The organism is Martinezella miluonensis, assembly GCF_900094545.1.
Taxonomy (GTDB): Bacteria; Pseudomonadota; Alphaproteobacteria; order Rhizobiales; family Rhizobiaceae; genus Rhizobium; species Rhizobium miluonense.
This window is the reverse complement of record NZ_FMAH01000039.1, coordinates 52,126-63,260: the sequence shown is the minus strand read 5'-3', so window position 1 is coordinate 63,260 and position 11,135 is coordinate 52,126. Positions and strand designations below refer to the sequence as shown.

Here is an 11,135-nt window from a genome sequence, read left to right as displayed (position 1 = left end):
GGGTGGCCGCACCCGTTCCCTTTCCGAACACGGCCGTGAAACGCCCCTGCGCCCATGGTACTTCGTCTTAAGACGCGGGAGAGTAGGTCGCTGCCAGGTCTGCCAATCGCAACTCAGGCTAAATTGCTCAAGCAATTTATGCCTCACGCTAAATCGCTCAAGCAATTTATGCGTCTCATAATCTTCTCATCACAAAGCGGCTCTAGCCGTGTTACAATAGGCCGCTACACAAGCGGCCTTTGTCGCTTCTGGAAAGAAGCAGCAAACGCTTCTGAAATTTGGTGGGTATCCACAATAAGGGTGCCCATACGCGATAAACCGCTCAAGCGGTTTACGCTGATGACGCAAGCCGAAAAGCGGCTTGCTGTGGTGAGACAAACTCTGCGAGTTTGCTCTGGAACGATAAACCGCTCAAGCGGTTTACGTTGGTAACGCGGGGTGGAGCAGCCCGGTAGCTCGTCAGGCTCATAACCTGAAGGCCGCAGGTTCAAATCCTGCCCCCGCAACCAAATCTTACAAGACTTATCAAACGAATAAGCCCTCCCTCAAGGAGGGCTTTCGTGCGTTTTGGACGTGAGCGCAACGAACAGCCCACGTTCCAATGAGGCGAGATTCAGGGCAGAATCAGCCGGTTTTGATCGAGAGCGGCGGATTGGAGGCTTTGGGATGGCGCTACTGTCAGCATCATACAATGCATCATGCCATGCATGATGATAGCGAGTATCGGCGCGTTGAGCTCATCACCGGGCGTCGCAAGCGCCGGAATTGGTCGGACGAAGAGAAGATCGAGATCCTTGCTGCGAGCAATGAGGCCGGTGCCAATATCTCGGAGGTCGCCAGGCGGTTCGGCGTCAGTCGGGGCCTGCTGGGCATCTGGCGTAAGACTGCTGGATTGACCGCAGCCGCATCGCGATCGACAAGGAACAGCTTCGTGCCTGTTGTCGTCGCGCATGCCAGTGCGCCTGCAGGCGAAGAGCGCCCACCCGCCGATGGGCGCATTGAGATCATTCTCGATGATGCGCGTGCCGTTATAGAGGGATCGGTTGCGCCATCGTTGGCAAGTGCGATCATCTGTGCGCTGCGAGGCAGGTCGTGATTGCTTTCTCAGCGGTGCCGCGGATCATGGTCGCGACACAGCCCGTAGATTTCCGCAAGGGTATGAACGGCCTTGTTGCCTTGGTGGCATCCGCTCTCAAGGCCGACCCGTATTGTGGCGATATCTTTGTTTTTCGCGCAAAGCGTGGCGATCGGCTTCGCTGCCTTTATTGGGACGGGTCAGGAATGATCCTGGCGACGAAGTGGCTGGAGAATGGAAGCTTTACCTTTCCTCCAATCAGAGACGGCGCAATGAGCATGCCGGCCGAACAGTTTGGCCTGCTGATTGCTGGCCTCGACTGGACGAGGATCGATCGCAAGCTCGTAAAGCAGCCAACAAAAATAGCGTGATGTAATTGTAATTGCTTGAAGATTCTCTTGCTTGTGGTAGTCTTCAGCATGTCATTGAGCCAAGGTCAACTTCCGCAGGATATCGAGCAGTTGAGCCGAATGGTTCGTGCTCTCGATGCCGAGAACGCTGATCTCAAAGCCGAGGTGGACTATCTCAAGCGCCTGATCCACGGGGCACGTTCAGAGAAACTTGCGACGATCGATCCAGTACAAACCAGTCTGGATCTCGGTGACCTCTCGGATATCCCGGTCGCCGCCAACGATGACCGCCCGCAAAATCATCTTCGTCATATCTCACGGCGATCTTCAGGCCGCAATATTGGCGCTCTTCCCAAGCATCTGCCACGCTATGACGTCGTCATCGAACCGGAATGCCAGACCTGCTCCTGCTGCGCGGGTGAGCTGCACCGCGTCGGAGAAACGACCAGCGAAGCGCTCGATATTGTTCCGGCCATCCTGCGGGTGAAGCGGACTATTCGTCCCCGTTATGCCTGCCGAGCCTGCACGACCGGCGTCACTCAAGCACCCGCGCCGGTACGCTTCATGGATGGCGGGATGGCGACGACTGCGCTTGCAGCCCATATCGTGACCTCCAAGTTCGCATGGCACCTTCCACTCTATCGACAGGCCCAGATCTTTGCAGGACATGGGATTGCGCTGGATCGTGGAACGCTCGGGTCCTGGGTCACGCGCGTGGCATGGTGGCTGGAGCCGCTCTATGACAGGCTCCTTGCCTTTATTCGATCTCAGCCCAGGGTCTTTTCCGACGAGACACGCCTGCCACGGCTCGATCCTGGGCGCAAACGAACAAAGGTCTGTCAGCTATGGGCACAGGCCGTGGATGACCGTCCTTGGAATGGTCCGGCACCGCCTGCCGTCGGCTATATCTTTTCTGAGAGCCGCAGCGCACGCGAGGCCGAGCGCCAGTTGGCATCGTTCAACGGTATCCTCCAGGTCGATGGCTATGCGGCTTACAAAACACTTGCTAAGCGGCGCGGCAAAAGCAATGCGCGTCCATTGCGGTTGGCATTCTGCTTAGCCCATGCCAGACGCAAATTCGTTGAGGTCGTCAAGCTGACCGGCTCGTCGGACGCCTTGGAGATCGTATCGATCCTCGCGGAAGTTTACCTGATCGAGCAGCAGATCCGAGGAGAGAGCGCTGAAGAACGCTACCACGCGCGGCAATCAAGATCCGCCGCCATCATGCGGTCATTGAAGGCTCACCTGCTTGATCTGAAGGCCGATATCTCAACCCAGTCGGCTCTTGCAAAAGCCATCAACTATACGCTCAAGCATTGGACCGGCCTCACGGCCTTCCTCGACGACGGAACGATCGAAGTCGATAGCAACGTCGTTGAGCGTTCGATGAAGTCTGTTGCGCTGACAAGGAAAAACTCAATGTTCGTCGGCAACGCCCGAGGTGGCGAGACCTTTGCCATTCTGGCGTCTCTGGTTAATTCTGCCAAGTTGAACGGGCTTGATCCGCAGACCTGGCTCGCTGATGTCCTCGAGCGCATCGTGTCAGGTCGCACGACAATCAACCAGCTCGACACATTGCTCCCCTGGAACTGGTCGGCCGAGCAGGTCAGGCAGGCGGCATGAACCGACCTGCTGTTTCCTATGATGAGCTCGATGAACGCCTGCGCGGCGACGGACGTAACGACTATGTCGGAATGAGCGCTATCGACGGCCTGGTCACGGCGGTCGTCGCGGGACCCGCAACGGTCGCGCCCGCAGTCTGGCTGCCGAATGTGTTCGGGGGAACCATGCCTCAAACCAAGCCCGGCTCGCTCGAGGAACGCCTCGTCAACACCGTGCTCAATCGCCATGACGAAGTGGACCATCTTCTCGCCAACGCGCCTGGCAACTACTATCCGATCTTCATGCAGGATAAGGGCAAAACCATCGTCGACGCCTGGGCGATCGGGTTTGCCCTGGGGCTGGGGCTGGGTGGCGAGGCATGGGCACCAATTTTATTGGCGACACCGAAGCCCATCATCACCCCGATCATGGCCGTCAATCCGCAGCTCTCAAAAATGCTGTTTCGCCTCTCACCACAAGAGAGGCGAAAAGTCCGAGCAACGGCTCATCTCCATATTCGAGCAGCAGTAAACCAGCTTTACGCTGTTACCCGCGCCGCTCGCCGATAGCAATCGACACAAACTTGTGCCGTCCACAAGGTGGCGCGTTCGGCGCGCTCACTTTTGGACCTAGCACAACGCTAGCACAAACGAGGCGCCCCGATTTGGCGTGTCCTTTGCTGGTGTGATTCGCTGTCCCCATATCGAAGTAACGAAATCGACAGGGGGCCCTTATGGCGAGCCACGAAATCCTCGGAGGAAAGGTCAACGTCTACCGGCGGGGGGGGGCTGACGTGGCATTGCTCGGCCTCCGTAAAAGGCCGCCAGTATCGCACCAGCACCAAGGAAACGAGCCTCGAACAAGCCAAGGCATTTGCCGAAGACTGGTATCTCGGTCTACGCGGCATGCTGGCGGTAGGTATCATGAAAACGGAGACCACCTTCGCTCTCCTCGCAAAGGCAAAAAGTGTAACCCATGTCTCCGGTATGAGCTGTCACCCCTCTCTCGGGAAGGACAAACAACTCACGACAACGATGTTTTGCCATGCTTGAGCAGGGCATTTGTCGTCCATATTTCTACGATTGCCCGAAAGTATATGCGACGTGAACCTTGACGAACCGAGGTGGTTCACCAATAATCATAGTGAACCAAGGAAAGTTGGGTGCCATGACTGCATTCACCGTGCGCGTCTCGGATGAGACGGCCAGCAAGCTCGACCAGATCGCAGAGAAGCTTGATCGCTCCCGTGCGTATACGGCTGCACAAGCCATCGAGGACTATGTTGCACGCGAAGAGTGGCAGCTTGCCGAAATTGAAGCCGGTTTGGCTGAGGCCAATCGGGGTGAGTTTGCCAGCGATGATAATGTGGCGAAGGTTGTTGGCAAGTACGTCAAGTCTGCCCGTCAATCATGAGTCGGAAACGCATCCGCTGGACGCTACGAGCGTTGCGGCGGCTTGATGAGATCGGTGAGTATATCCAGAAGGACAATCCCGACGCCGCTGCGCGCGTTGTTGCGCGAATTGTGTCGGCTGTAGATATGCTGGCGGATTTTCCGGCGACAGGGCGTGCCGGTCGCATCAGGGGCACACGTGAGGTAGTGCTGGGGGACATTCCCTATATCATTCCCTATCGCGTCGGGCAGGATGTCGAAATCCTGACGGTGATGCATGCTCATCAGCGGTGGCCCTTGGAGCTGTAGTCTCATTATGGATGCAGCGATCACCTGGACAAAAGACTGGCTGGCCGCCCATGACTATTGTCTGCTTGGTGAGCCGGACCTTGTACGTGCCGTACCATGGTCAAAGATCTATTGTTTCGCCACTGATCGCGGGCATGTTTACCTGAAATGGAGTGCGCCCGCTTACGCGAGCGAGGCGGCGTTAATGACTAGTTTAGCCTCGCAGTTTCCCACCGTTATCCTCCCGGTTCTTGCCCGCAATCCGGCCCTAGGCGCGTTCCTCATGCCTGATGGTGGTGAACCTCTTCGTGGCAAGCTGAAGCAATCCTATGATCGGCAAACCGTTGGGACGCTTCTCGGCGAATACGCCCATATCCAACTCAGCGTAGTTTCTGACGTAGATTCGCTTCTCGCCTTGGGCATTGACGACTGGCGCATGGCTGTCTTCGCCGATCTTTATGATAAGCTGGTCCACGACCAGGGTTTGTTGGCGCGCGAAGGCCTGACGATGGCTGAGATTGAAGTGTTGCAGCGGACTGGAGACGAGGTTCGCCGCCTATGCCGCGAGTTCGCCGAGTTCAACATACCGGACACGCTTGAGCATTGCGACTTTCACGACAACAATGTCTTGGTGAATCCGGGCGGCGTCCTGATCAACGATTGGGGGGATGCGGTCATTACCCATCCATTCTTCTCGTTGGCTGGCTTTCTGGACAGTGCCGCGCGTAATCACGGGCTGGATGTCGGCTCACCGGCTTATGACGATATCAAGGACGCCTATTTCGGGATTTGGCTTGGCCTCGAAAACCCGCCGCAGCTGGAGCGTATTTTTGAAATCGCGCAGGTTCTCCGTCCTATCGAGTTTGCCTTCAATTTCCGGCGCGTCGTTAACATGACGACGGTCGAGGAATTCCAGCCATACCGTGGTTACATCGGCGAAGCTTTGCGACGGTTCCTCTCCAGCGTCCGAGAGATATTGTAAGATAAGCCTGCTTCCGAAACTGACGGCATTCCGACAAATGGGGGCGTCTCCGCCGCCTGATCGGCATCAACGCAGCTATTATCGTGCTCTGTAGCTTCAATGATGGCGTTCACTCGCTTCCATCGGTAGGGTCGCCTGCGGTGATCAATAACATTCCAGATCATAAAATCTGCGCTTTGTGTCGCGCCAGTTAGCTGATTCAAGGTGGCATGAGCCGATATGACCTTACCGACTTCGAATGGCGAACGATAGAGCCGATCCTGCCAAATAAACCAAGAGGTGTGCCCCGCGTTGATGACCGCAGGGTCTTAAATGGCATCTTCTGGGTTCTGCGATCCGGAGCACCTTGGCGAGATGTCCCTGAACGATATGGACCATATACGACTTGCTATAATCGGTTCAGGCGCTGGACGATAGCTGGCGCATCATCTGACCGCCAGCCTGCGGGTACACAGCACATCTCCTCAGGAGGCGCGCTGTGATGAATATTGACAATATATGCTACGCGCCCCACAATTCGGGAGTAGCGAAAGGATATCGCCGATGGCGTCGGGTAGCATTCATGTGAAGGTCAGCGGTGCGCTGCAAGCCCACATCCAGCAGCAGATTGGCGACGATGGTCTCTATGAGAACGCCAGCGAATACATTCGCGCGTTGATCCGTCGCGATCTGCAAACCCGTGATGAGGCGTGGGAAGCGCTCCAAAAGGAGCTTGCCCCCGCCATGCGGGCGGATGACAGCGAGTTTGTCGCGGTTTCCGCCGAGGACGTTATCCGCCGCAATAAGCGCCGCTGATCATGGTGGCGTATCGCTTTTATCCGCGCGCAGATGCGGCGCAGGACAGGATTTGGCGCGACACGTCCGACACCTGGGGCGAAGCCCAGGCGGATACCTATATTCGTGGGCTTCATACGCATCTACAACGGCTTTGCGAAAATCGTCTCGTGTGGCGGCGCCTTCCACAAAAGTTAGCCGTGCCATCCGATATCAAGCAGAAAGCTTTTTTCAGCCGATATGAACACCACTACGTGTTCTTTCGCGAATTGGAAAACGGTGATCTCGGTATCATGAGTATCCTTCATGGGAAAATGGATTTGCCCGTTCGACTGACGGAAGACCTGCACGCTCTGCTTTCAAAGGATGAGAGCGGCGATCAAAGTTAAGACCGCCGGGGATGGAAATGGGGCTTGTGTTTGATATCCGCGCGCTCGATCGGGGATGGTATGGATTGCCTGTATTTCGACGGCTTATCCCGCTCTTCAGCAAGGACAGCAATCATTCCGTTCTGGCTGGCGACTACATAGGCGGGTACACAGTAGCCTCCGGTGCCGGCGTGCAACGGAGGACTTTGCCGTCTTGCTCTTTTGTGGAGGCTTTCCGATTGAGGCCCATGGATGCCGAACGGGCTTTTCATGGTGCATCCCCATTGGCACCATGCCGCCCTATACGTGCAAGGTCGTCAAGCGCCGAGCGTATCTGGGGCCAGGGAAACTCGGAGCTGTCTTCCCAGATATTGCCTTAGCGCAACACGGCGTCCAGCTTGGCCGCTACGCCGGCCAATGACGTCGCAGAGGTGGCGGCCATGGCCTCAAGCAGCTCTTCAGCTCGATCACCAGCGTCTCGCTCGGCCTGCGCCGTGGCCGAATAGCCAATTTCTTGGTCGGCCCTATCCCACTGCAACTTATGAGCCGCGAACTCTGCTTTAGCCTTCGCGTAAGCTTCTATCCCCTCTTGGGCTAGATGGAGCACATCGTGGATAGCCCCGAGGGAATATGCAGCGACGCGTTCGCCATCGGATAACTGGACTATTGCACAAGGAACGCCGATGGTTTCTGCGAGTTGCTGTTCGAGGCCTTGCTTTTGACAGCAAAGGCTTTCCCTCAGACGGTGGGTATCCTGCCATCGATGCCAGAGCGTCATGACCGGGTCGGAGGATGCTTCTCCCACAGTTCTTTTGCCGGCGAAGGCATTGGAACCCCATGCTCCCATTGCGATAGTGGCACTCGCTAACAAGGCTCCAGATTTCCTGCGCGATATCGCCGGGATCAAGCGTGGGGAAGGCAACTTTTCCTGAATATCGCAATGCTCACGCAATTCAGTCTACAGAGATTGCCGCCTTCTGATTGAGCAGGGGCAGATTTTATGCGATTACCGTTTCTATTGGCATGTATCGTGCTGACCAGCGGACAATGTTTTTCAGGGGCGCAGTCAAGTCCCTTGCGGCAGGAACCACCTGCTCTTCCTATTCAATACCGATACGATCCCTGCACGGACGGTCGCGTGAGCGATGGCCACCCGCGAAGCTGCGCAGAGATTAGGCGCGCGCTGCGGCACGATCGATGGGCTTCCTCGGCGGGCCATGAATATGATGGGCGAAGGAACCCTTCCGTAAGCCCGTGCACCGATGGGCGCTTCAGCGATGGAAAGGCCCGAACCTGCCGCGAGTTGCTGCAATGGCTGGACGAGCAATGAGGCCGATTCTGTCTCTCTCGTCCTGGCCCTTGGTGTTCTTCTCTGGCCTGCTATCCACCTATTTCGCCTTCGCAAGCGAGCGGCCGATGTTTGCCTTCGCGCTTGTCTATGCCGGCGAGGTCCTGCTGCTTTTCCTGCTGGAGCGATATATTCCCTATGAGCGGCGCTGGCTGCTGTCCGACGGCGAAATGGCAAATGATATCGCCCATACGCTTCTGACCAAGGGGCTGGTGCAGCTCATGGCGCTATTGGGTGCCGTCTTTCCGATGTTTACGGCCATCGTCCTGTTACCGCTCACCGGCGCTCAGCTGGACATCTGGCCGATGACCCTGCCCATGCTGCTGCAGGTGGCGATGGGCGTTCTCATCGCGGAATTCGGTCTGTACTGTTCGCATAGGATTGCCCATGAGAGACTTTTCTTCTGGCGATTTCACGCCCTGCATCATAGCGTGACCCGCCTTTGGGTCATCAATACCGGCCGCTTTCATATCGCAGATTCGCTGTTCAAGGTCGCGCTCAGCCAGCTCCCGCTCTTTCTTCTCGGCGCTCCGCTGCCTGTATTCCTGTGGCTTGGCGCCGTCACGGCGTTCATGGGCATCCTCACCCATTGCAACGTCGATATGAGGACCGGCTTTTTCGACTACATCTTCAGTACCCCGCGCTTGCATCGGTGGCATCACTCCAAGGATATTCGCGAGGGTAATACGAACTACGGCGAGAATGTCGTGTTCCTCGATCTGCTGTTTGGCACCTATTTCAATCCTAACCGCCCATCTTCGACCGACATCGGCATTCGCGGCCAGATCGCGAAGAGCTTCCTGGGCCAGCTTGCGCAACCCTTCAGAAAGGACGGCATCCGCCAGATTCTCGGCCGCTCGACAAAAAGCGGCTGATGCCGCAATGCGCAATGCTGCCGTAATCCTGGCAACGTACCCCCTGCCTGTGATCTTCCTCCAGTTGCAAAAGGACGTTCTTGATGTCTGCCACTAGCATGAATCGGCTCCCTGTCGGTGTTGCCGCTCTGACGATACTGCTGATTCTCTCGGCCTGTGCCTCGCAAGTTATGAAAAGCTATATTGGTGCGCCGATCAGCAGTGTCATGGTCGACTACGGCCCGCCTGACAACGTCTATGATCTGCGTCCGGGCGAGCGCGCCTACCAGTGGCGCAAGCAGAAAACGCAGGTGGTGCCCGGCCAATCCAGCGGCGAAATCAAGGAGACGCGCCGCGGCAGCCGTTACCAGGTGACGGAGACGCCGGGCTACGTCGAGCGCACGGAATGCTTCTACACCTTCTATACCCGAGGCTCCGGGTCGGATTGGTACGTGACCAGCTTCCGGCAGCCTTCGCTCGAATGCGAATAGGCTGAACCTTCAATCCCTCCAGCGACAGGATTCTCGGACATGAAGCGAATTTCCATGATCACGGCTGCTATCGCGACCCTTTCCGTCGCGCTGGCCGCTCCGGCGCGAGCCGAGCAGAAAGTAGCAGAGGGTGCCGGCCTCATCCGGGTCGTCGGCGAAGGACAGGTGCTTCGCAGCCCTGACCTAGCTGTCGTGCGCTTGACGGTATTGCGCCAGGCGGCAGAGGCGAGCGAGGCGGTTGCGACGTCTACGGAGGCGACCCGCAACCTCATCGCCTCGCTCGTGTCCTCGGGTATCGCTAGGGACGACATGCAAAGCGCGGATTTTCAGATCTCGCCGCGCTTCGACTTCACGGCGAAGCCTGACGGGACTCCCCCATCCTCGGCCATTACCGGCTATGATGCCCGGAACACGCTGATGGTGCGCGTCCGCAAGGTGTCGGAGGTCGGCAATGTCCTCGATGTCGCCTTGAAAAGCGGCGTCAACGAGGGCGGCTCAGTGGAATTCATGGTCGATGACGTGGCTGGCGCGGTCGACGAGGCGCGCAAGATAGCCGTCACCGCGGCGGGGAAAAGCGCGCGCTCCGTCGCGCAGGCTTCGGGCTTGAGGCTCGGGCCGATCATAGCGATCGAAGACCAGCCCGCGGCGACCGTCTTTCCCTATGCTTCCACCGAAGCCAGGTTGCGTTCCGCGACTACAAGTGGCGGCGTGCCGATCGAGACCGGCAAGAATGTCATCACCGCGCGTGTCGCGGTGTCCTATCTGGTCGCAAGATGAGCGGATCGGTCGTGAGAAAAATAGGCTTGCTTGCAGCCGCAGTCTTCGTTGCGGTTCCGGCCGTTTCGAGTGCCGAAACGATCTGCACGATCGCGGAGGATGTCGAAAGCGGCAAGACGCTTGTAACGCAGGGCGATTGCGACCGCACTCTTTCTCCCGCCTCGACATTCAAGCTCGCGCTCAGCCTCATGGGCTACGACGCCCATATTCTCACGGATGAATCGACGCCCGTCTGGCCCTATGTCAAAGGCTATTCCGATTGGTCGGCGACATGGGAGGACAAGGCGACGCCGCGCCTCTGGATGGAGAAGTCCATCGTCTGGTATTCCCAGCGTCTCACGGAGGCACTGGGCGCCGCGAAATTCCAAGCCTATGTCCGGCAATTCAATTACGGCAATCGCGACGTCTCGGGCAATCCCGGCAAGCATGATGGCCTGACGCATGCCTGGCTCGGCTCGTCGCTGAAGATCTCGCCCGTCGAGCAGCTTGTCTTCCTGCGAAAGCTGGTCCGCCAGGAGCTTGATGTCAGCGAGCAAGCCTATGACATGACGGCGAAGATAGCCGACTATGGAGTGCAGCAGTCAGGCTGGCATATCTTCGGCAAGACCAGCGCGATGCCGGCATCGAAAGCCGGGGCACGCCGGGATCGCAACAAGATGTATGGCTGGTTCGTCGGCTGGGCAGTCAAGGGAGATCGCAGGATCGTTTTTGCGCGCCTCACCGGCGAAGAACAGAATATACCGGGCTCGGCCGGTCGAAGGACACGCGATGCCCTCTTCAAGGACTTGCTTTCCAAGCTCGATACGCTCTGATCCGTAAGAATGTCCCCGCCCAT

14 protein-coding genes, 1 tRNA gene, 1 rRNA gene and 1 pseudogene are annotated in these 11,135 nt (G+C 57.6%); 16 read left to right on the top strand and 1 reads right to left on the bottom strand.

Features of this window, described 5'->3' with window-relative positions; all coding sequences use genetic code 11:
• The 12 genes and pseudogenes from rrf to GA0061102_RS25220 form a co-directional block, all read left to right on the top strand.
• Positions 1-99, top strand: a 5S ribosomal RNA gene (rrf, locus tag GA0061102_RS25285); the annotation flags it as partial.
• A 333-nt stretch (positions 100-432) separates the two neighbouring features.
• Positions 433-509, top strand: a tRNA-Met gene (locus tag GA0061102_RS25280).
• A gap of 194 nt (positions 510-703) precedes the next feature.
• Positions 704-1,096, top strand: coding sequence for an IS66-like element accessory protein TnpA (gene tnpA / locus GA0061102_RS25275; RefSeq protein WP_245298134.1), 393 nt, complete (start codon positions 704-706; stop codon positions 1,094-1,096).
• A 26-nt stretch (positions 1,097-1,122) separates the two neighbouring features.
• Positions 1,123-1,446, top strand: coding sequence for an IS66 family insertion sequence element accessory protein TnpB (tnpB, locus tag GA0061102_RS25270; RefSeq protein WP_092854314.1), 324 nt, complete (start codon positions 1,123-1,125; stop codon positions 1,444-1,446).
• Positions 1,447-1,494: 48 nt separating this feature from the next.
• Positions 1,495-3,048 carry an IS66 family transposase gene (tnpC, locus tag GA0061102_RS25265; RefSeq protein WP_092854302.1) on the top strand — a complete coding sequence of 518 codons (1,554 nt, stop codon included), beginning with the start codon at positions 1,495-1,497 and terminating at the stop codon, positions 3,046-3,048.
• Positions 3,045-3,596 (top strand): YecA/YgfB family protein, encoded by a 552-nt coding sequence (locus GA0061102_RS25260; protein ID WP_092854300.1) that lies wholly within the window; start codon positions 3,045-3,047, stop codon positions 3,594-3,596. Before tnpC ends, GA0061102_RS25260 begins: the two co-directional genes overlap by 4 nt.
• 598 nt (positions 3,597-4,194) lie before the next feature.
• The gene (locus GA0061102_RS25250; RefSeq protein ID WP_092854298.1) at positions 4,195-4,440 is read left to right on the top strand and encodes a CopG family ribbon-helix-helix protein; all 246 of its coding nucleotides are present in this window, start codon (positions 4,195-4,197) and stop codon (positions 4,438-4,440) included.
• Positions 4,437-4,727, top strand: a complete 291-nt coding sequence (locus tag GA0061102_RS25245; protein WP_092854296.1) for a type II toxin-antitoxin system RelE/ParE family toxin — start codon at positions 4,437-4,439, stop codon at positions 4,725-4,727. Before GA0061102_RS25250 ends, GA0061102_RS25245 begins: the two co-directional genes overlap by 4 nt.
• Positions 4,728-4,734: 7 nt before the next feature.
• A complete protein-coding gene (locus GA0061102_RS25240; RefSeq protein ID WP_159432205.1) occupies positions 4,735-5,688 on the top strand; it encodes a phosphotransferase in 954 nt (317 codons plus the stop codon).
• Positions 5,689-5,897: 209 nt separating this feature from the next.
• Positions 5,898-6,110, top strand: a pseudogene (locus GA0061102_RS25230) (transposase); the annotation flags it as partial.
• 121 nt (positions 6,111-6,231) lie between these two features.
• Complete coding sequence (locus GA0061102_RS25225) at positions 6,232-6,483, top strand: ribbon-helix-helix domain-containing protein (RefSeq protein ID WP_092854290.1); 252 nt, start codon at positions 6,232-6,234, stop codon at positions 6,481-6,483.
• Between the two features lie 2 nt (positions 6,484-6,485).
• Complete coding sequence (locus GA0061102_RS25220; protein ID WP_092854288.1) at positions 6,486-6,851, top strand: type II toxin-antitoxin system RelE/ParE family toxin; 366 nt, start codon at positions 6,486-6,488, stop codon at positions 6,849-6,851.
• A 355-nt stretch (positions 6,852-7,206) separates the two neighbouring features.
• Here the strand turns inward: GA0061102_RS25220 and GA0061102_RS25215 are convergent, their stop codons facing one another.
• Positions 7,207-7,701: a hypothetical protein gene (locus GA0061102_RS25215; protein WP_245298133.1), complete on the bottom strand. Its 495-nt coding sequence runs from the start codon at positions 7,699-7,701 to the stop codon at positions 7,207-7,209.
• 455 nt (positions 7,702-8,156) lie between these two features.
• Between GA0061102_RS25215 and olsE the strand changes: the two genes are divergently transcribed.
• From olsE to blaOXA, 4 genes are all read left to right on the top strand, one after another.
• Positions 8,157-9,053 carry an ornithine lipid hydroxylase OlsE gene (olsE, locus tag GA0061102_RS25210; protein ID WP_425348564.1) on the top strand — a complete coding sequence of 299 codons (897 nt, stop codon included), beginning with the start codon at positions 8,157-8,159 and terminating at the stop codon, positions 9,051-9,053.
• Between the two features lie 98 nt (positions 9,054-9,151).
• Positions 9,152-9,523, top strand: a complete 372-nt coding sequence (locus GA0061102_RS25205) for a hypothetical protein (RefSeq protein ID WP_425348565.1) — start codon at positions 9,152-9,154, stop codon at positions 9,521-9,523.
• Positions 9,524-9,562: 39 nt separating this feature from the next.
• Positions 9,563-10,300, top strand: a complete 738-nt coding sequence (locus GA0061102_RS25200; RefSeq protein WP_092854282.1) for an SIMPL domain-containing protein — start codon at positions 9,563-9,565, stop codon at positions 10,298-10,300.
• A 26-nt stretch (positions 10,301-10,326) separates the two neighbouring features.
• The gene (gene blaOXA, locus GA0061102_RS25195) at positions 10,327-11,112 is read left to right on the top strand and encodes a class D beta-lactamase (protein ID WP_208858704.1); all 786 of its coding nucleotides are present in this window, start codon (positions 10,327-10,329) and stop codon (positions 11,110-11,112) included.
• Positions 11,113-11,135 lie beyond the last annotated feature (23 nt).